Source organism: Marivirga aurantiaca, assembly GCF_016679925.1.
In the GTDB taxonomy this organism is placed as follows: Bacteria; Bacteroidota; Bacteroidia; order Cytophagales; family Cyclobacteriaceae; genus Marivirga; species Marivirga aurantiaca.
In genome coordinates this window covers 197,046-217,325 of record NZ_JAEQBW010000002.1, presented here as the reverse complement: position 1 = coordinate 217,325, position 20,280 = coordinate 197,046, and the positions used below count along the sequence as shown (strand labels likewise).

The 20,280-nt window shown below is 36.1% G+C and carries 17 protein-coding genes; 11 read left to right on the top strand and 6 right to left on the bottom strand.

Going from position 1 to position 20,280, the window contains the following annotated elements; translation table 11 throughout:
• Window positions 1-12: 12 nt before the first annotated feature.
• Together JKA74_RS06435 and JKA74_RS06430 are read right to left on the bottom strand one after the other, a co-directional pair.
• Complete coding sequence (locus tag JKA74_RS06435; protein ID WP_201430342.1) at window positions 13-1,848, bottom strand: toxin-antitoxin system YwqK family antitoxin; 1,836 nt, start codon at window positions 1,846-1,848, stop codon at window positions 13-15.
• A complete protein-coding gene (locus tag JKA74_RS06430) occupies window positions 1,848-2,795 on the bottom strand; it encodes a tryptophan 2,3-dioxygenase family protein (RefSeq protein ID WP_201430655.1) in 948 nt (315 codons plus the stop codon). The genes JKA74_RS06435 and JKA74_RS06430 overlap by 1 nt, the downstream gene beginning before the upstream one ends.
• A gap of 180 nt (window positions 2,796-2,975) precedes the next feature.
• Here JKA74_RS06430 and JKA74_RS06425 point away from each other — a divergent pair, with 180 nt between their 5' ends.
• From JKA74_RS06425 to JKA74_RS06405, 5 genes are all read left to right on the top strand, one after another.
• Window positions 2,976-4,163, top strand: coding sequence for an acyl-CoA dehydrogenase family protein (locus JKA74_RS06425; RefSeq protein ID WP_201430341.1), 1,188 nt, complete (start codon window positions 2,976-2,978; stop codon window positions 4,161-4,163).
• 8 nt (window positions 4,164-4,171) lie between these two features.
• Window positions 4,172-4,774, top strand: a complete 603-nt coding sequence (locus JKA74_RS06420; protein ID WP_201430340.1) for a hypothetical protein — start codon at window positions 4,172-4,174, stop codon at window positions 4,772-4,774.
• A gap of 122 nt (window positions 4,775-4,896) precedes the next feature.
• Window positions 4,897-5,178, top strand: coding sequence for a sll1863 family stress response protein (locus tag JKA74_RS06415; protein ID WP_201430339.1), 282 nt, complete (start codon window positions 4,897-4,899; stop codon window positions 5,176-5,178).
• Between the two features lie 225 nt (window positions 5,179-5,403).
• Window positions 5,404-6,726, top strand: a complete 1,323-nt coding sequence (locus JKA74_RS06410) for a serine hydrolase domain-containing protein (protein ID WP_201430338.1) — start codon at window positions 5,404-5,406, stop codon at window positions 6,724-6,726.
• Window positions 6,727-6,793: 67 nt separating this feature from the next.
• Window positions 6,794-7,879 (top strand): mechanosensitive ion channel family protein, encoded by a 1,086-nt coding sequence (locus JKA74_RS06405; RefSeq protein WP_201430337.1) that lies wholly within the window; start codon window positions 6,794-6,796, stop codon window positions 7,877-7,879.
• A gap of 5 nt (window positions 7,880-7,884) precedes the next feature.
• On the opposite strand, the gene JKA74_RS06400 is transcribed toward JKA74_RS06405, so the two are convergent.
• Both JKA74_RS06400 and JKA74_RS06395 read right to left on the bottom strand, forming a co-directional pair.
• Window positions 7,885-10,152, bottom strand: coding sequence for a patatin-like phospholipase family protein (locus JKA74_RS06400; protein ID WP_201430336.1), 2,268 nt, complete (start codon window positions 10,150-10,152; stop codon window positions 7,885-7,887).
• A 128-nt stretch (window positions 10,153-10,280) separates the two neighbouring features.
• The gene (locus JKA74_RS06395) at window positions 10,281-10,925 is read right to left on the bottom strand and encodes a response regulator transcription factor (protein WP_201430335.1); all 645 of its coding nucleotides are present in this window, start codon (window positions 10,923-10,925) and stop codon (window positions 10,281-10,283) included.
• 47 nt (window positions 10,926-10,972) lie between these two features.
• Between JKA74_RS06395 and JKA74_RS06390 the strand changes: the two genes are divergently transcribed.
• Window positions 10,973-12,391 carry a response regulator gene (locus JKA74_RS06390; protein WP_201430334.1) on the top strand — a complete coding sequence of 473 codons (1,419 nt, stop codon included), beginning with the start codon at window positions 10,973-10,975 and terminating at the stop codon, window positions 12,389-12,391.
• Window positions 12,392-12,458: 67 nt separating this feature from the next.
• Here JKA74_RS06390 and pyk read toward each other — a convergent pair whose 3' ends face one another.
• Together pyk and JKA74_RS06380 are read right to left on the bottom strand one after the other, a co-directional pair.
• Window positions 12,459-13,895 (bottom strand): pyruvate kinase, encoded by a 1,437-nt coding sequence (pyk, locus tag JKA74_RS06385; RefSeq protein WP_201430333.1) that lies wholly within the window; start codon window positions 13,893-13,895, stop codon window positions 12,459-12,461.
• Window positions 13,896-13,992: 97 nt separating this feature from the next.
• On the bottom strand, window positions 13,993-14,418 hold the full coding sequence (locus tag JKA74_RS06380; RefSeq protein WP_201430332.1) for an IPExxxVDY family protein: 426 nt from the start codon (window positions 14,416-14,418) through the stop codon (window positions 13,993-13,995).
• A gap of 153 nt (window positions 14,419-14,571) precedes the next feature.
• Between JKA74_RS06380 and JKA74_RS06375 the strand changes: the two genes are divergently transcribed.
• The 5 genes from JKA74_RS06375 to lgt all read left to right on the top strand — a co-directional run bounded on the left by JKA74_RS06375 (window position 14,572) and on the right by lgt (window position 20,213).
• On the top strand, window positions 14,572-14,808 hold the full coding sequence (locus JKA74_RS06375; RefSeq protein WP_013453317.1) for an acyl carrier protein: 237 nt from the start codon (window positions 14,572-14,574) through the stop codon (window positions 14,806-14,808).
• A 23-nt stretch (window positions 14,809-14,831) separates the two neighbouring features.
• Window positions 14,832-16,085 carry a beta-ketoacyl-ACP synthase II gene (gene fabF, locus JKA74_RS06370; RefSeq protein ID WP_201430331.1) on the top strand — a complete coding sequence of 418 codons (1,254 nt, stop codon included), beginning with the start codon at window positions 14,832-14,834 and terminating at the stop codon, window positions 16,083-16,085.
• 9 nt (window positions 16,086-16,094) lie between these two features.
• The gene (gene rnc, locus JKA74_RS06365) at window positions 16,095-16,826 is read left to right on the top strand and encodes a ribonuclease III (protein ID WP_201430330.1); all 732 of its coding nucleotides are present in this window, start codon (window positions 16,095-16,097) and stop codon (window positions 16,824-16,826) included.
• Window positions 16,827-17,238: 412 nt separating this feature from the next.
• Entirely contained in the window at window positions 17,239-19,086 is a 1,848-nt protein-coding gene (gene nadE / locus JKA74_RS06360) for an NAD(+) synthase (protein ID WP_201430329.1), read from the top strand.
• 50 nt (window positions 19,087-19,136) lie between these two features.
• Window positions 19,137-20,213, top strand: coding sequence for a prolipoprotein diacylglyceryl transferase (gene lgt, locus JKA74_RS06355; protein WP_201430328.1), 1,077 nt, complete (start codon window positions 19,137-19,139; stop codon window positions 20,211-20,213).
• Window positions 20,214-20,280 lie beyond the last annotated feature (67 nt).

Sequence of the window (20,280 nt, the reverse complement as noted above, 5' to 3'; positions counted from 1 at the left end):
TGTTCCTAAAAATTATGGATTTAAGGTAGATACCTTTTTAATGCGAAAAACATAGCCAAATGAAAGGCCTACAATGGGTTGAAGAATGAACTTCTTATTCTTTAATTCTTCAAAAATATTGGGTTGATCAGCCGTATTATTTTCATTTCCATAGAAGTAATAATTGAAATTGATGCCGGCATTGATATCAAACGTAAACCCGCTATCATTCAGATTTTGTAAAATCCGACTTCCCACCAGCAATCCATAACGTACACCCTGTGCTTGAATTTGAGCTTTGATCTCCGATCCATTATTGCTCGATTCATAAAGCTTCAAATGATTCACATTGGTGTAGGAAACCGAATGGCCAAAATAGGGTACTCCGAATTTTGAATCTTTGTGATAAAACCTTTGTCTGAAACTAAAACCGTAGCCATTGAAAAAATCATCCCCTGCCCGCAAATTAAATGAATTAGCAAAAAAAGGATTTCTGAAAGTGTGCACAAGCAATTCGTATCCTATCCGTTGTTGAATATTGTATTCAACAGATACCTGTAAATCGCCAAAGATCATATTGAATGGGTTGGCCTGAAGAATTACTGTCGGGAAATCATTGTTCCTTGATTGGAAATAGGAACCACTTTTAGATTTGAACCGATATTCCGGTTTATTATATTTTGTTCCTGCCGTATTACTGTCCGATTTACTTTTGGCTTGCCTGAGAATAGGCTCATATTCTTCATAAATAGGTTTGTAATAACCCACCAATTGTCCTTTTTCATCATAAAGTTCCCAAGTGCCACGTTTTACACCTTCTTCTATCTCACCAGTCATTTTCAATGTGCCATCTTTGTAAAAGCCGGAGTATTCACCAACACCTTCTTCATAATTTATCTTACCTTCCAGCTCACCTGTTTCGTAATAGTAGGTCCATGGCCCATGGTTTTTACCCTCTAAAACCTGGCCCTTCAACTTTAGCTTCCCACTTTCATAAAACTCCTTATAACTGCCACTTCCGGCTTCATACACCCCTTCTCCTTTTAAAACACCATCATTATAATATAACTTCCAATAACCCTCTCTTTTTCCTGCCCTTTCCGCACCCTCTGCTTTCACAGCACCATTTTCATAATAGTAAACCCATTTCCCGTGGCTCAGGTTATCTATAAAATCACCTTCTCCTGAAACGTTTCCATCTTTAAAATAATAGGTCCATTTTCCATCTTTGGCACCTTCTAAATAATGTCCTTTAGATTTTAACTCCCCTGTTTCGTAATAGCTTTTCCACAGGCTGTCACTTTTTTCGTTCCTAATAAAACCTTCCAGTTTCAAGGCTCCATCGGGATAAAACTCTTTATACAAACCATTTCCTAAGTCATAAATCGCCTGCCCCTTTAAGGTACCATCTTCATAATAGTAAGACCACAGTCCATTTTTAATGTCGTTGAGGTAGGCACCTTCACTTTTAATAACTCCTGTTTCAAAATAATAGACCCATTCCCCCTCCCTTTTGCCTTCATAAATATTGCCTTCCATCCTGAGCTTGCCATTTTCGTAATAATAAGACCAAAAGCCATGGTTTGAATTATCTTTCAGTTGTCCTTTCATTTTAAGACTTCCATTCTCATAAAAGTATTTCCATTGACCAAAAGACTCATTATTTTCATACTTTCCCTTACTCTTCAACTGACCTGAAATATAATAGGATTCATAGTCCCCGTATAAAACTGAATGATCCATATCTTTTACAAAATACCTCTCTTGCAAATGTTCTCTTTCGTCATCATAATAAACCCTCACCTCTTTGCTTTGAGCATGAAGGTGAAGTGAAGAAAGATACAATATGGCCCAAAATATTATCCTCATTAACTCACGGGATTTCCTCCTAAAATTTGCTCCATTACCCATCCTTTTCCCCACTCTTCCTTTTCCTGGTCAGTCCAAAGGTCAGGAAAGAATATCCTCTTTTGGAAACGTGGCGGCAGGTAATTTTGCCAGTTGGTTCCACCTGAAGCTGCAATATCAGAATCTTTAGTATGCAAATAGCGCACTGCAGATTTATAATGCACCAATGGCCAAAATACGTTCACTTGTAAATCAAAATTACGCATAGCCTCTCTTAATTTGGGGTTTTGCTGATCTTGTTCGTCCAGCTGATTGAATTTTCCCCAGATATTATTTTTCTCAAAACGTTTAATCCACGCAAGAAATTCCGATTTGTATTTTTTCTCAAATTGTTCCAAAGTCAATGTTTTCTGACCCGTGGCTATTTCAGTAGCACCTTGTTTCCAGTACACATATTCATATTGCTTTTCAAGATTTTCATTTTTTACAAACTCTCTTCTATCCTTTTGTACCAAATTAATTAAAGAAGTGGAAGCAAACTCGATCAACCTATACTGGGCAGACTGAAAACCACTTGCTGGCAAAAGTGCCATCCTGAATCTCTGAAATTGTTCCTTTTCCATCCCGACAACCATAATGTCAAAAGATTTTGTTAAAGCTTCAAAATAGCGATCCAATCTTTGTAAACGATCAATAAAGAAATTGATATCCAATGACTTATTCCATCCTTTATCTTCTCCATTGGCATCAATAATTTTACCATTTCCAGCTATCTGTTCCATTTCATGCAAGCACAGCTTAAAATACAATTCTGTAATTTGATGATACATGATAAAGATATGCTCATCAGGAAAATCAGTTTTAGGCCTTTGCAGTGTCAGCAAAGTGTCGACATTAATATACTCCCAGTAATTCGTGAAATTTGAAATCAGCAAACCATCTAAATAGGCAGAAATGTCCTGTCCCATAGATTGATACTTTTCATTTAGCTTCTCCAAATTTTCCTTTGTTTGATTTTTATCCACTTTCAAAAAATTAATGTCCTTATTCAATTATTTATTTAACCAATGGATTCCGAAAAATCCTATTAAATTTGCACTCATAAATTAACACACACAAAATTACAAAAATATAAACCAATATAATATATGACTACAGCCTCAAAAGACCGCTTTGAATCACCTGACTTTTATGCCTTGGATGGTTTGCTTAGTGAGGAGCATTTATTAATTCGTCAATCTATTCGGGATTTTGTAAAAAAAGAAATCAGCCCAAATATAGAGGAATGGTCTCAAAAAGCGCATTTCCCATATGAAATAGTGAAAAAATTCGGAGATGTAGGTGCTTTCGGGCCAACTATTCCACAAGAATATGGTGGAGGTGGCTTAGATTACATCTCTTACGGACTTATTATGCAAGAAATAGAAAGAGGTGATTCGGGCATGCGCTCCACCGCTTCTGTTCAAGGTTCTTTGGTGATGTACCCTATTTACAAATTTGGGAATGAAGCGCAAAGAAAAAAATACTTACCTAAATTGGCTTCAGGTGAATGGCTGGGCTGCTTCGGATTGACTGAACCTGATCATGGATCAAACCCAAGTGGTATGACTACCAATTTTAAGGATGCGGGCGATCATTATATATTGAATGGTGCTAAAATGTGGATTTCAAATGCGCCAAAATCAGATGTGGCAGTGGTATGGGCTAAAAGCGAAGAAGGCAGAATACACGGGTTGATTGTGGAACGTGGAATGGAGGGATTCACTACTCCTGAAACCCATGGCAAATGGTCATTAAGAGCCAGCACCACCGGAGAATTGGTTTTTGACAATGTGAAAGTACCGAAAGAAAACCTTCTGGAGGGAAAATCCGGGTTAGGTGCACCTATGATGTGTTTGGATTCAGCAAGGTTTGGAATTGCATGGGGTGCTATTGGTGCAGCGATGGATTGCTACGATTCAGCAAAAAATTATTCTCAGGAGCGTATCCAGTTTGGTAAACCCATTGGTTCATTCCAGTTGATCCAGAAAAAATTAGCTGAAATGCTGACTGAAATTACCAAGTCACAATTATTGAATTACCGCTTAGGACAGTTATTTAATGAAGGAAAAGCAAGTACTGCACAAATTTCTTTAGCCAAAAGAAATGCGGTAGAAGTAGCGCTTAATATTGCAAGGGAAGCACGTCAAATTCATGGTGGCATGGGAATTACCGGAGAATATCCTATGATGCGACATATGGCAAACCTGGAATCAGTAGTTACTTATGAAGGCACCCATGATATTCACTTATTGATTTTAGGCAAGGAAATAACAGGAATACCAGCTTTTGAATAAATATTCGCATGAAAAATCCAGGGAAGAATAACATTAGTATATTGGTAATATTGATTTTATTTTTAAACTCATTTTCACTAAACGCACAGGATATTATTGTTTTGAACAATAATGAAAAAATTTCCGCAAAAGTGATAGTGGTAGGTTTAACAAATATTACTTATAAAAAATTTGAAAATCTTGACGGTCCAAGCTATGAAATAGCCAAAGATGATGTATTGAAAATCACTTACGAAAATGGTCAGGATGAATTCTTCCTACAGAATAGTGAAACAGGTTTGACAAGTAAAAAAGGTATTGATCCTTCAATTAACTTAGCCTACAAAGGATCTGTTGATGCTGATTATTATTACAATAAAAATTGGCCATTATGGACCACTTTTGGCGGTACTATTATTTTCTTACCTGTTGGTTTAGCTGCCGGCCTCATTAGCGGGATAGCCACTCCAAACATTGAGGTATTAATACCAGATAAAGATTTATTAAATTCTCCTGAGTATTATAATGCCTTTATGAAAAGGGCCCAACAAAAGAAATGGGGTAAAGTTGGGAAGGGGTTAATATTAGGAATCGGTGTAAATGTGCTTTTCTTCATTCTAGTCACTCAGTAATCCTTCCTTATCAATTTAAGGGAAACTATAACCAATTTTGTTTTTATACGATTAATATTACTGGCAGCATAAGTTATGCTGCCAGTAATATTAATTAACCTTAGCCCCTAAAAACAATAGTTATGGCAAATTTGAAAAATAAAGAACAAGCTAAGCAAAGAGTAGATGAATTGCTCACAGAATTTGAAAAACTGAAAGCTAAAGCCAGAAACGCACAATCAGAGCGTAAAAAGGAGATTGAAGATAATATGAGAGAGTTAGAGCTTGCAGAAAGGGATTTGCGTGAGAAATATGATCGAATGGACAACTTTGGACAAACTACTTTGGAAGAATTCAGTAAGGAATTTTTTACCTCGGCAGAAGCTTTTTCTAACAGCTTAGAAAGTGCAAAAAGAAAATTCTGAATGATTTCCCCAATACATACAAATACCATTTACTCCCAAATTTTCTAACTTAGTTCAAAATAAAACCCTAAAGATGAAGAAATGAAAACCTGCTTCTTTGTCTAACAGCTATTCTTTATCTGGAAAAATAGCAACCACCACTCCCATTCAACTACCCTTGTATTAATTGAATTTTTGGGCTAAATTTAGTATTCATTACTATTAACCTACTAATTCTCTTGCCTCATGAAACTTTTACTCACTCTATTTATTTGTTCATTGGCCAGTGCTGTATCAGGACAGCACTTAAATACCCAAAAAATGGACAGTCTTTTTACTGTTATTGAAAATGAAAATCAGGGAATGGGTAATATTGCCATTCTAAAAGAGGGCGAGCTGATTTATAGCCTTGCTTATGGAATGTCAGAGGTGGAGAGTGAAAAAAAAGCCAACACAGAAACTATTTATAGAATTGGTTCTATTTCAAAAACCTTTACAGCCACACTAATTATGCTGGCTGTTGAAGAAAATGGCTTACTAAAGCTGGATGACAAACTTTCAAAATACTATCCACAGTTTGAAAATAGTGATAACATCACCATAGAGCATTTATTAAGACATAAGAGTGGGCTATATAATTTCACTAACTCACCCGATTACCCCACTTACATGACCAAAGAGCTAGGAAAAGATGAATTGCTTGCAATAATGGCAGAAGGTGGAAGCTCTTTTCCGCCCGGTGAAAAGTTTGAATACTCTAATACCGGCTATGTTCTTTTATCCTACATCCTGGAAGATGTATATCAAAAACCTTATGCAGCTATTCTAAAAGAAAAGATAATTTTGCCCCTCCAACTAAAAAGGACAGCATTTGGAGAGGAAATAGAAACCCGTAATAATGAAGCTAATTCATACAGGAGAAGTGGCCGTTGGGAAAAACTCCCGGAAACTTTTATGAAAATCCCCATGGGAGCCGGAGCAATTACCTCCACTGCTACTGAAACAAGTATTTTCTTCCATAAATTATTAAAAGGGGATATAGTTTCAGAGGCATCATTGGATAATATGAAAGCCATGGAAAATAATTTTGGCATAGGTATGTTCAATATGCCATTTAATGAAAAAATGGCTATAGGCCACAATGGTGGTATTGATGGTTTTCAATCTGTTAGTGCTTATTTCCCGGAAGAACAGCTTAGTTTTACCATTTTGAGCAATGGGGTAAAATACCCTTTAAACAATGTTTTGATTGGTGCATTGAGTATTTACTTTAATGTGCCCTACAAAATCCCGGAGTTTCAAAAAGAAATAGTTCTACTGCCTGAGCAGATCCAACCCTATACAGGAATTTATTCTTCAAAAACTTTCCCGTTAAAAATCACCATTTCACTGGACGGCACTCAGTTAACCGGGCAAGCTACAGGACAACCCTCTTTCCCCCTGTCAGCTGAGAGTGCCAATACTTTCAGTTTCGATCCTGCAGGACTAAAAATTAGCTTTGATGCTGAAAAGCGTACTTTAGAACTCAATCAAATGGGAAATTCATTTATACTGACAAAAGAGGATTAGAAGTATACCAATTCTAGGATAAAACGGATTAATCCGTTTACTAATGCACACATAAAAAGATTAAATCATGATTTCATTAATTACTCAATGGAGTAATTCTCCGCTTATACATTTTTTTATTCTTGCTGTTCTTTCTTTTATAGTTGGTTTAATCATACGCTTTACATTTTTCAAAATACTTCATTTCTCCAGTGATAGAAAGAACAAAAAGCTAGTACACAGACTTTCCGTAAGATTTAAAGGAAGTATTTTCCTTTTCATTCCTGCAATGATTTTATTGGCCTATTTACCTGATCTAAACCTTTCTGAACAGTTAACCAACTCGCTTGATAATATTTTAGAGATTACTATCATAGTCTCATTTACAATCATTATTATTCGATTGATATACTTTATCCAGGACGTTCTATTAATGAACTATGACATAGATAAAGACGACAACATAAAGGAAAGGCAAGCTGTTACCCAAATAAATTTTTTAAGGAAACTTATAATAGTAATTGTCTCCATCATTGCAATTAGCCTGATTTTACTTCAATTTGACGGGGTTAGAAAATATGGTGCTACATTATTGACTTCTGCTGGTGTAGCGGGAATTATCATTGGATTTGCCGCACAAAAAACTATCGGTAACTTAATGGCAGGCTTTCAAATTGCTTTTACCCAGCCTATAAAAATCGGGGATGCGGTAATAGTAGAAAATGAATGGGGATGGGTTGAAGAAATAAACCTGACTTATGTAGTGATCAAAGTCTGGGATTTGAGACGCTTAGTGGTTCCCATCACCTATTTTACGGAAAAGACATTTCAAAACTGGACCAGGAATTCCGCAGACATCATGGGTTCCGTATTCCTTTTCACAGATTATACCATTCCAATTGCTAAATTAAGGGAAGCATTTGACGGATTTCTTGAAGAAACTCCACTTTGGGACGGGAAAGCCAAAGTTTTACAAGTAGTGGATTGTACAGAAAGAACAATGCAATTACGTTTGCTAATGACTGCCAAAAACTCTCCTACCGCATGGGATTTAAGATGTTTTATCAGAGAAAAAATGTTGGTTTTCATTCAGGAGAATTATCCTGATGCCTTACCAAAGACAAGAGTCAATATAGAGCAAGTAGCTAAAACAGTAGAAAATAAAGAAATATAAGTTCATTAATCTCCCAGTTCCTGATACAGAAACTTGATAACCCTCTGGTTTTCTTCTGCCCATATGGCATTGCGGATATTAAATTTCTCCCTGCCAGTAAGGCGCCAGCTTAAAGAGGCTCGTTCCTCAATATGCACTAAATCAGAAACTTTTTCATTGTTTATTTCCATGTCTGCATCATAGGAAATCCATAAATGTTGCAAATCTCCCTCATACCATTCCCTTGCATATTCTACCAGTAAATCATTTCGTCCATCTTGTATTTTAGACCAGTTATTATAAATATTCGTAATGGGAGTAAATATTTTATCCGTGATAGAAAGATTCTCCTTTTGCTCAATAATTGCTGCTTTCCTGGAATCCCTGATAGATAATATAATTACCCCAGAGGTATTCTCCTTAATCCAGCCCTGAAAATTATATAAAAATAAAACTGCGTCACTAATTCCGAAATTATCTGCAAGACCAGCATCCATGATCTCCAGTGAAGGATTGCTGGGCAAATTTACATTGGGAGTAATATAAGGGAATGATGCACTCATTCTCAATGCAGTAAGAAAACTCAGATTCTTGGAATCCTGCTCTTCAAAAGTCCTTAGAAAATCAATGCTCCTGCTTTGAAACATTATCTCGAGAGAATCACTCTTGTAAGGATTTTCAGCCATGTAGCTCACGGAATGAGGGGTAATATAGAGTTTCCTTCCATCGTTCACGCTTGTTGGTGCCAGGAACAGAATCGGGATATCAGCATTCAATTCCAATGTCCGATAATCGATTAATTTCTTATTCAATATCCCTTCAGTATTTCTATTAAGTTTTTGTTCAAACGCATAACCTCTGTCCTTGGGATAACTATATCCTCCGTACTTGAATTTTTGATATCTGATAAAAATATCATTCGTTAACAAGCTGAAAATAATCGGGTTCAACGCTTCTTGTCCAATATTATTAAGAAATTCTCTTCTATAAGGGCTTAAACCCGAGTTTACTTTTTCCTGATATTTCAATTCCCTGAAGTAGGCCGCTCCAATTAATCCTCCCGAAGCCCCTGTGATACTTACAGTATGATCAAACATTCTACCCGATGTTGCGCTATCAAGTTGCTGAAGGGCGTGCATAGTCCAGTAAGCTGCCCTCTGCCCTCCTCCGCTAGCAGTAAGCAGAATCATTTTAGGTTTATGATCAAACTTACTACGCCAATTCTCCAGTATTCCCAAAGTAGTCTGTTTGTCTTCCTGAATGATTTTTTTACTACTAAGTCTCTGAATATTCTCTATATTATAAACAACAGGCTCTGTTTTATAATTAAGGCCATGAGCATAATGCTCTTTACTTAAAAAGTCCAAAGTGACAAGAAAATTGATTACAAAGAATAAAGCAAGGCTAACTGTAATTGCCCAGCCCCTGAACCAAAAAGTGATAGCACCAATAAACATTAAAATGATTGTAATAAACAGAATTGTACTTGCTGCTGCAGGAATTTGAAATACAGGATATTCTCTAAACACTCCCAACAACAATATGAGTGCGAAAATGAAAAGCTCCGCTATTACAGTATTTAAATGATTCTGGTTAAAGATACTCGAAACAATTAAAGCAAGATGTCCTTTGTTCTTCTTATCCAATTTGCGCCATCCAAAACGGAAATCAAAATATCCAGATATTTTGATTTTGTTGTTTTTTATGGATTTATGCCGTTTAACAGCAACTATCCTTGCCACAGTTAACTTTCTTATCCTTTTTTCCACCCGTTCAGCTAATACATCCCTCACGTCTTTATTGGTAAACCAGAAGTAAACCTGCAAAGTGAGTATGGAAAGGATGACACCCAGTGGCAGTGCAGATGCCAGTAGAAGGGCATCAAATAAGCTCATAAACTCATATAACATTTGGTAATTAACAATTTGGATGATATAGTTAATCAAAAAAGCAAGCGGAATAAGAGAATTATTGAGGGAGAAATTAGAAAAAGGCTTTGAAATAGCACCAATGAATTGAAAGCGAGGGCCGTCTAAAATGTAAGAGGCTATATTAAATGCCACTATAAGCCCTCCTAAAGTGAGTCCTACAATCAAGAAACTCAAATAGCTTACTTCATTCAAATATTCAGGAGAAAGAAATAAATAAGGGATTCCCAACCCTCTGGCAAAGGATCCATTAATGATAAGAAATAAAAGCAACCAACATAATAGCAATACCTGGTTCTTTTTAAAATGGATAATAAGCAAACGTATCGGGAAAGAATTGCTGAAGATTTCGAATATTCTTTTCATATAATACATATTCATAATTACCGGCTTTCGCATCTTTGAATGTAAAAAACCGGAACTTACTTTACATCTTCATCTTTAGTTTAGAATAAAAATAGCTATTGATTAACTTCTTTTAAAAAGAATCAATTTTATAAGTCTTCAAAAAGGAAATTGTTGATGGCATACTTAACCAGTCCTGCCAGGGTTTTAGAGTTTGTTTTTTCCAATAAATTACGTTTGTGGGCTTCAACAGTCCGTATACTTATAAAAAGTTTATCAGCTATTTCCTGATTGCTCAACTCATCTATTATAAGCCTCAACACTTCTTTCTCCCGGGCTGAAATAGAAACCACATCATCGCTTTTCTTTTTCTTGCTCATAAAGTCCATAATGGCCTGAGTAGCTTCCTGAGCATAATAAGTCCCGCCTTTCATGATTGTATTAATCGCTTCTACAATTTCTTTTTCCCTGGCATTCTTCAATAAATAACCGGAAGCCCCTGCCTGCAACATTTGCTTTACATACTGGCTATCTTTTATCATGGTGAGGCCTAATACTTTAACTTCAGAAAAGTTTTTCTGAATTGCTATAGTGAAATCTACACCATTCATCTCAGGCATGCTAATATCAGTCATGACCAAATCCACCCCTCCAGGGTTCTTTTCTAAAAATATAATTCCTTCTTTTCCATTTGAAGCCTCTCCTACAATGGAAATATTATCCTCGGATTCTAAGTAAAAGCGGATACCATCCCTTATCAACCGATGATCATCTACAAGTAAAATCTTTATCATTTCGAAATATAATAATAACTTTAGAAACTTAGTAAATTAATTAACCAATGGAAAAGCCAATCAGTAGGAAACCTAAAGTGTTTTATCTTGACGATGACGAAATCAATATAGTATTATTAAAAGCCAATTTAGAGGACAATTATGAAATAATAGGAGAAACTGATCCTTCAAAAGCAATTAACTATCTGAAGGAAAAAGAGGTAGATGTAATTCTAACCGATCAAATAATGCCACACATGGATGGTATAGAATTTCTAGAAGCCATAAAAGATATTCAACCTGAAGTCGCAAGAATTCTACTTACCGGTGTAGTAAGTCAGGAAGTAATGTTTATGGCCATCAATAAAGTCCATATTTATCGCTTTCATGAAAAATCGCAAAATTTTGAAGCATTGAAATTGGATATTGAAAATGCCTATCAGATGGTGGAAGCGATGCGCCAAAAAAATTATTACCACAAACAGCTTCAGGAAACCATGGAAAAATACAGGCTGATTTCTGAAAATGTGCCCGCCCAGATTCTTCACACTGATACAGATGGTGTAATTAAAGAAATTAATATTGAATTTGGAGGAATTAAAATGGCTGACATCGGTAGAAATATCACCAATTTCATGCCTGAAGATGAGATGAAATCATTCGTAAAAGCTATGAATCAAGTAGTAAAGCACAGAAAAAATGTGAATATTATTACAAGAGGGTTCGATTTTTATAAAAACTACAATTGGCATTCCACATTAATTGGCCCTTTAACTTCAAGAGGAAAAGTATATGGTTTTTTAATGGTCATTCAGGACATAACAGAAAGAATTAACAGTGAGGAACGTATTATGTCTGCTGTATTGGAAGCTGAAGACAGGCAAAAGAGCAGAATTGCCCGAGATATTCATGATGGCCTCCAGCAAACGCTTACTATCGCTTTAATGAATTTCGAATCAGTAGGAAATGTATTTGAGCTTTTGGACGAGAAGAAGTCTGAGAAATATATGAGGGGATTCCATCATTTGGAAAAAGGACTCCATGAAACACGACATATAGCCTATAGTCTCATTCCAAAAGCAGTGGAAGATTTCGGCTACATAGAGACTGTTAAAAGCTTACTGGAAGATTTAACCAATAGCACCAACACTCAATTTAAATTTTACACCAACCTTAAAAAACGGGTAGAGAATCAGAATATAGAATATAATTTATTCAGAATTACCCAGGAATCCTTAAACAACATCATTAAATATGCGGAAGCCAAAGAAGTATTTTTGCAACTAGTGCTACAGGATCAAATTTTACAACTAACAATTGAAGATGATGGAAAAGGCTTTGATGTGGAAGAAAAACTGAATAAAGGAAGCAGTAGTTTTGGTTTATTCAATATGCGTAAAAGGGCAGAGAGCTTGTCCGGCAAAATGGTGATTGACTCAGCTCCCAAAAAAGGAACTTTGATATATGTTGAAATCCCCCTAAAATAATTATTTAAAAAAAGGGGAAGTACTATACACATTGTAGCCCTTCCCCCTTTTGTTAATACAAGATGATTTAATCTACCACCTTCACTTTAAGCATATTCGTTCTATGTTTTTCCTTAATAGGCATACTTGCGGTTAAAATGATGACATCTCCTTTTTGAACATGATTGTCTTTTTTAAGCCTGCTCTCAATATCTGAAAAAGTTTTATCAGTACTTTCATACTTATTGTAATAGAAACCTCTTACACCCCACACCAAATTAAGGGTTTCAAGTAATTGACTGTTGCCAGTAAAAATAAATATATCTGCTTTTGGCCTGTGACTTGCCAATCTATAAGCTGTATAGCCTGATTTGGTCATACCTATTATAGCTTTGGCATTGGTTTCCTCTGCTAGTTTACATGCCGTCTGCACCAAATTATCACTCATAAAAGTTTTTGACTCCTTGGTTACATGCCCATATTTAAAAAAGATATTATCATGCTTTTCTATACTCGCAATAGTTTGCGTCATACTCTGAACAGACTCCACCGGATATTTACCAGCTGCTGATTCAGCAGAAAGCATTACAGCATCGGCACCATCTAAAATAGCATTGGCCACATCATTGGTTTCAGCTCTTGTAGGTCGGGGATTTTCAATCATGCTCTCCATCATCTGGGTAGCAATAATCACCGGTTTACAGGCTTTATTGCACTTCTCAACCATCATTTTTTGCGCCAGTGGCACATCTTCCATAGGAATCTCTACTCCTAAGTCCCCTCTGGCCACCATCACTGCATCTGTAGCAGCAATAATATTATCAATATCTTTTAAAGCTTCAGGCTTTTCAATTTTAGCCACCACTTTGCAAGATTTCCCTGCATATTTAATCCTGTTTTGTAAATCCAAAACATCTGCTGCTGATCGTACAAAAGAAAGTGCAATCCATTCTACATCATTCTTCAATCCAAATTTAAGATCGTTCAAATCTTTTTCAGTTAAACTTGGAGCAGAAACATTGGTAGAAGGCAAGTTAATTCCCTTTTTGGATTTAAGCATACCACCATATACTACCATGGTGTGAACATTCCATCCCTCCACGTATTTAACCAACAACTCTATCTTACCATCATCTATTAATATCTGGTCTCCTTTTTTAACATCACTGGGCAATCCTAAATAAGTAGTGCTGGCCTTTTTATTATCGCCAACCATTTCCTGTGTGGTAACAATAAATTCATCCCCTTCTTTAATTTCAACTTCACCATCCTTTATCTCACCCAGTCGGATTTTAGGCCCCTGCAAATCTTGCAAGACACTAACATTAGTTCCCCATTCCTTATTTATTTCCTTAATAAAATCAAAAGTTTGCTGGTGCACTTTATGATCCCCGTGTGAAAAATTAAGTCGAAACACATCCGCTCCTGCCATTACCAATTTCTGAAGCATTTCTTTAGTATTGGATGCTGGCCCAACAGTTGCCACTATTTTTGATTTATTAAATTTAATAGATTGAGTTTTCATAAAAGTTAATGATTTTTAATGCAGTCTTATTCATCTCTGAAATAAAAAGAAAATCCAAAAAGACGTATCTATCTTATTCAAAATCTAATAAATATCGCTAAATATCGATTAGATTATCTACAGATTTCAGCCTTTCCAGATCCATTTTCTGAACCAAATTTACATTTTTTATTTTACTTAGTGTATTTTTTACAATAAGTATTTCCAAATCTTTTGTTTCATCCTGAATTACAAGGAAATAGTCTATATTTTTGGCTTCAGGTATCACATAAGCAAAATCTTCACTCTCTTCTACTCTGTTTTTGATAAGTTTTATACAAAGGTGCTCTGTTTTATATTGAAAATTGGAAGTCCGCAAAAATTGATTGTTTTTAAAAGCGATCTCATGGTCATTTCCTCTTTTCAAATGAATGTTTAGTACCTGGTTAATATGCCAGGCGAGTTGAAAATCAGGCAATGGAGTAGAAAATCCCAACAATTGGAAATCGAAAGGCGCATCTGCTTTTAAAACGTTCTTATGCATAGAAATCAAGATAATTAATAATTCGAGGAATCATATTTAGGGTTGATTTAATCATTAAATTATTTAAAATACCTTAAGAATGAAAAAATAGTTTGACATTAATGAGGGAAATACATTTCTTTGCGGAGTATTTAAAACTAAAATTCTAAAATAATGTCTGAAATAGCACAGAAAGTAAAGGCAATTATCATTGATAAGCTAGGTGTAGAAGAATCAGAGGTGACAGCTGAGGCAAGTTTCACTAATGATTTAGGAGCCGATTCACTTGACACAGTTGAGTTAATCATGGAATTTGAAAAAGAATTCAATATTTCCATTCCGGATGATCAAGCTGAGAATATCGGGACGGTTGGTCAGGCCATCTCTTACTTAGAAGAAAACGTAAAATAATTTCATATCACCAAAATTCATTTATGAATTTAAAACGGGTAGTTGTAACGGGACTGGGTGCGCTCACACCTATAGGAAACACAGTTGAAGAATACTGGGAAAGCTTATCTGCTGGTAAAAGCGGTGCCGGTCCCATTACTAGATTCGATGCGTCTAAATTCAAAACACAGTTTGCTTGTGAAGTAAAAAATTTCAACGCTGAGGATTATTTCGACAGAAAGGAAGCCAGGAAAATGGATCCTTTTACTCAATTCGGAATGATTGTAGCAGAGCAGGCTATTCAGGATTCCAAGCTTGACCTGGAAAAAATTAATTTAGATAGAGCTGGAGTAATCTGGGGATCAGGAATTGGAGGATTAAAAACTTTCCAGGAGGAAGTTGATAATTTTGTAACCAATGATAGAAACCCAAGATTCAATCCATTCTTTATCCCAAAAATGATCACTGATATTTGTGCCGGTTTGATTTCGATCAAATATGGCTTTAGGGGTCCTAATTTTGTTACTGTTTCGGCATGTGCATCTGCAACAAATGCCTTGATAGATGCATACAATTACATTCGATTGGGCACGGCTGACATATTCATATCCGGTGGTTCTGAAGCTTCAGTGACAGAATCAGGTATTGGGGGCTTTAATGCAATGAAAGCTTTGTCCGAAAGAAATGATGATTTCGCTACAGCTTCCAGGCCTTTTGACAAAGACAGAGATGGCTTTGTATTAGGAGAAGGTGCCGGGGCCCTTATACTGGAAGAGTATGAGCATGCCAAAGCCAGGGGAGCAAAAATCTACGCTGAGATAATTGGTGGCGGAATGTCCGCAGATGCTTATCACATGACTGCACCACACCCTGAAGGGTTGGGAGCTACCAATGTGATGAAAAACGCATTGAAAGATGCAGAAATTGATCATACTGAAATTGATTACATTAATGTACATGGTACTTCTACCCCTTTAGGGGATTTAAGTGAGTCATCAGCCATTAAGAAAGTATTTGGAGAGCATGCCTACAACTTAAATATAAGTTCAACTAAATCAATGACCGGTCATCTCTTAGGTGCAGCCGGTGCCATTGAAGCCCTTGCTTGTATTTTTGCGTTGGAAAAACAAATGATTCCTCCAACAATCAATCATTTTACAGATGATGATCAGTTTGATCCTAAATTGAATTTTACATTCAATAAGGCGCAATCTCGAAAGGTCAATACAGTATTGAGCAATACTTTCGGCTTTGGAGGACATAATACCTCCATTGTGTTGAAAAAACTTAATGACTAATCATTCACATTGATTAAGCATCTTTTTTTTCGACTTAAAAAATATTCTGATAAAGACAAAAGGCTTATAGCTGCAATAAAAAACATTGTGGGTTATAGGCCTTTTCGTTTAGAGCTATACCGCTTAGTGACCCAACACAGTAGCATAGCCAAATCGCACCACAACGGCTTCAAACAATCTAATGAGCGCCTTGAGTATTTAGGTGATGCCATATTAGGAGCTGTAGTAGCAGATTATCTTTTTAAAAAATATCCTTTCAAAGATGAGGGTTTTCTTACAGAAATACGCTCCAGGTTAGTCAACAGAGAATCACTGAGCCAATTAGCCAGAAAAGTAGGGATCAAAGCACTACTGGATGTAGATCTCGTCCAAAACAAATACAGTTATAAGTCTTTGTATGGAGATATGATGGAAGCTTTTATTGGGGCAGTATATTTGGACAAAGGCTATAAATCTTGTCGGAAATTCATAATTAACCGACTACTTCAGCCCCATTATGATTTGGATGAAATCATCAAAAACAATACGAATTACAAAAGTATTCTTATTGAATGGTCACAAAAAACCGGTAAAGAAATATCATTCAATATTGTAGACATAATTCAAGAAAAAAGAAAAAAAGAATTTAAGGCTGTTATTGAAATTGATGGAAAAACGATAGCCCACGGATCAGGTTTAAACAAGAAAAAAGCTGAACAAAATGCAGCTTTCAAGGCCTGTCAATTGTATAAGTTAGATTAGAAGAGCAAATAATATCTATAAAAGTCCTTTAAAAAAATGGGGAGGGCAAAGTGATTCAGCAAGTTTGCAACTTATATCAAAAATCTATCATCTATTTCATTAAATTTGGTTAACTATCGCTTATATTCAAGCTGAAAAGCAGAAGTTGATTGGTTTTGTCCACTCACGATAAGTTAAACAATCACCTATATTACTATAAATTCATATTCACAAACGACATGAGGAAGAATTCGTAGTTGATTAATTGATCAAACCACAATAAACTACAATTTTCCAAATAACAATAATCTATGAAATAACCATAAGCCGAACATACCAACCGAGGGTGAATATTTGGAAACAAAACGTTCATTCAGCAAGAGAATTATGTTCAGGTTATACCATGTGATTACTAAAAAACAATTATATACACATGAAAATAGCAGGAGCTACATTGAACCAAACTCCATTAGATTGGAAAGGAAACTCTGAAAACATAATCCATGCATTGGAAGAGGCGAGGAAAGAACAAATAGATCTTATCTGCTTTCCTGAGTTAAGTATTTGTGGATATGGTTGTGAAGATATGTTCTTAAGCAACTGGTTGTGGAAAAAGTGTTTTGACATATTGATAGAAAAGATTCTTCCAAACACCAAAAACATTGCTTGTGCAGTAGGACTTCCAGTAAAACATGAGGATAATCTCTATAACTGCGTAGCATTTATTCAAAATGGTGAATTACTTCATATTATCCCGAAGCAAAACCTGGCTAATGATGGCGTTCATTATGAACCTCGCTGGTTTACTCCCTGGAAATATAGCCAGCAATCCAACATTCATTGGAAAGGGAAAGATTATCTGATGGGAGACTACATCATTGAGTTTGCCAATTACAAAATTGGTTTTGAAATATGTGAAGATGCCTGGAGGGTGGATCGCCCTGCTTGCAGGTTTATGGAAAAAGAGGTCAATTTAATTTTAAACCCAAGTGCTAGTCATTTTGCCATTGGCAAAAGCATTATCCGGCAGGAATTGGTCATCAGCAGTTCCAAACAATATAAATGCACCTACATATATGCCAATCTATTAGGCAATGAGGCAGGCCGTATGATCTATGATGGAGAAGTAATGATTGCCAAAGAAGGTACGCTCATTTTGAAAAACCAATTACTTTCCTTTCATGATTTTCAGATTTGCTGCTGGGATACCAATGATGAAACAAAAGAAGCTGAACTTTACGAAGCCAGGTCAAATGAAGAATTTCAACATGCAGTGGCCTTAGCCTTGTTCGACTACTTAAGAAAAAGCAAGAGCAACGGCTTTGTATTATCCTTAAGCGGGGGGGCTGACTCTTCCACTTGTGCAATCCTGGTAGCGGAAATGGTCAGGCTAGGGCTGAAAGAATTGGGCCTTGCAAGATTTCTGGAAAAAATCCACAAAAAAGAGTGGCTCAATGAAATTACCAAAAACCAGCAGCCGGAGCAATTTATCACCCACAAATTACTGACTACGGCCTATCAAAGCACTAAAAATTCCGGGCATAACACCTATGAATCTGCCAGGAAACTGGCCAAAGAGATAGGGGCTGTATTTTACCACTGGGGTATTGATGATGAGGTGGAAACCTATACTAAGAAAATAGAACAAAGCCTTAACAGACAGCTAAGTTGGGAAAGGGATGACATTGCTTTACAAAATATTCAGGCACGGGCCAGGTCTCCCATCATATGGATGCTCGCCAACATCAATAATGCATTGCTTATTACCACTTCTAACAGAAGTGAGGGAGATGTAGGTTATACCACAATGGATGGAGATACAAGCGGAAGCATTGCTCCAATTGCTGCTATTGATAAATTTTTTATTATTCAGTGGCTAAAATGGGCCGAAAACACACTAAACTATAAAAGTCTGGGTTATGTGAACAAGTTACAGCCAAGTGCCGAACTACGGCCAAAAGGTGAAAATCAAACTGATGAAACAGACCTAATGCCATATCAGCTACTTCTCTCTATTGAAAAGCTGGCCATTGAAGAAAAACTTTCCCCTGTAGAGGTTTATGAGAAATTAAAAGAAATAACCCCTCATGAAGAGAGAAATTTAAAAGAAGCGATTATAAAGTTCTTCAAATTATGGGCTCGAAATCAGTGGAAAAGGGAAAGGTTAGCCCCCTCCTTCCATTTAGACACCTTTAATGTAGATCCTAAAACCTGGTGTAGATTCCCCATTTTATCTTCAGGATTTCAGGAAGAGCTATCTATTTTGGAAAAATGGAATTAACACATTGAATTCTTAGTTTTTACCCTAATTTTGTCACAAATAATAAATTTATGTTGAGTTACATTGTTTGGTCACCCAAACCATATATTGTCGATCTGGGTTTTACAGAATTAAGGTGGTACGGATTATTATTTGCATTAGGTTTTATTATCTCACAGCAAATAATGTTTCACATATTCAAGAAAGAAGGTAAATCTGAGAAAGAGGTAGAAGTACTGACATTCTACATGGTAATAGCTACTATAATAGGTGCCAGGCTTGGGCATGTGCTATTTTACGAACCTGCCAAATACCTCAGCAACCCGCTGGATATTCTCAAAGTGTGGGAAGGTGGACTTGCAAGTCATGGGGGCGCAGCAGGAATACTGATCGCTTTGTATCTGTTTTCCAGAAAATATAAAGATATCAGCTATCTCTGGATTCTGGACAGGATAGTAATTGTAGTTGCCATAACAGCCACTTTAATAAGAACCGGCAACTTTGTTAACTCTGAAATAATCGGTCTGCCAACAGATAGCAATTATGGGGTAGTGTTTGGACGGGATGTCGAAACCCGAATTAACTATTTAAACACAGCCATAGAGGATGTTTCCATAGAAAAAGCTTCTGCACAAGAAGGTGTCGACTACGAGTTTAATCATCCTATAGAATTAAGTATAGAATACAGTGCAGGAAATGACATAGATGTAGTGAAAAATTACACGGAAAAAACATTGACTGACTATTTACAAAACGAACAAATCACGGAACACGCAGTATTTGGTAGTAAACCCAAAATACAATACTCAGAGAAAGATGGAAAGGTAACAGCCACTATATATGGAGAAGGCATACCAAGACACCCTGCTCAATTATATGAGGGGATTTCTCATTTTTTCCTATTCCTTTTGCTTTTCTATTTATGGAATAAAAATAGAAGTGGGCTGGCAGATGGACGTCTTTTTGGTATCTTTCTAATTGGAAGTTTTGGATTGAGGTTCTTCTACGAATTTTTGAAAGAAAACCAGGTAGCTTTTGAAGAAAATCTTGCATTAAATATGGGGCAGTGGCTAAGTATTCCGCTTGTACTGGCGGGCGTTTATTTTATTATTATGTCCTTTAAGGCAGAGAAAGGAATTAAAAGCTGAATCTTTTTTTTCTACTCAATAGTTTATTAATTGATGATTCTACATGAAAATTGCTATTCTAATGGAA

Bases quoted from the DNA above. Each gene is read 5' to 3' on its own strand.
- JKA74_RS06435 (WP_201430342.1), bottom strand. From the start codon at position 1,848: ATGAGGATAATATTTTGGGCCATATTGTATCTTTCTTCACTTCACCTT.
- JKA74_RS06430 (WP_201430655.1), bottom strand. From the start codon at position 2,795: ATGGGACAGGACATTTCTGCCTATTTAGATGGTTTGCTGATTTCAAAT.
- JKA74_RS06425 (WP_201430341.1), top strand. From the start codon at position 2,976: ATGACTACAGCCTCAAAAGACCGCTTTGAATCACCTGACTTTTATGCC.
- JKA74_RS06420 (WP_201430340.1), top strand. From the start codon at position 4,172: ATGAAAAATCCAGGGAAGAATAACATTAGTATATTGGTAATATTGATT.
- JKA74_RS06415 (WP_201430339.1), top strand. From the start codon at position 4,897: ATGGCAAATTTGAAAAATAAAGAACAAGCTAAGCAAAGAGTAGATGAA.
- JKA74_RS06410 (WP_201430338.1), top strand. From the start codon at position 5,404: ATGAAACTTTTACTCACTCTATTTATTTGTTCATTGGCCAGTGCTGTA.
- JKA74_RS06405 (WP_201430337.1), top strand. From the start codon at position 6,794: ATGATTTCATTAATTACTCAATGGAGTAATTCTCCGCTTATACATTTT.
- JKA74_RS06400 (WP_201430336.1), bottom strand. From the start codon at position 10,152: ATGAAAAGAATATTCGAAATCTTCAGCAATTCTTTCCCGATACGTTTG.
- JKA74_RS06395 (WP_201430335.1), bottom strand. From the start codon at position 10,925: ATGATAAAGATTTTACTTGTAGATGATCATCGGTTGATAAGGGATGGT.
- JKA74_RS06390 (WP_201430334.1), top strand. From the start codon at position 10,973: ATGGAAAAGCCAATCAGTAGGAAACCTAAAGTGTTTTATCTTGACGAT.
- pyk (WP_201430333.1), bottom strand. From the start codon at position 13,895: ATGAAAACTCAATCTATTAAATTTAATAAATCAAAAATAGTGGCAACT.
- JKA74_RS06380 (WP_201430332.1), bottom strand. From the start codon at position 14,418: ATGCATAAGAACGTTTTAAAAGCAGATGCGCCTTTCGATTTCCAATTG.
- JKA74_RS06375 (WP_013453317.1), top strand. From the start codon at position 14,572: ATGTCTGAAATAGCACAGAAAGTAAAGGCAATTATCATTGATAAGCTA.
- fabF (WP_201430331.1), top strand. From the start codon at position 14,832: ATGAATTTAAAACGGGTAGTTGTAACGGGACTGGGTGCGCTCACACCT.
- nadE (WP_201430329.1), top strand. From the start codon at position 17,239: ATGAAAATAGCAGGAGCTACATTGAACCAAACTCCATTAGATTGGAAA.
- lgt (WP_201430328.1), top strand. From the start codon at position 19,137: ATGTTGAGTTACATTGTTTGGTCACCCAAACCATATATTGTCGATCTG.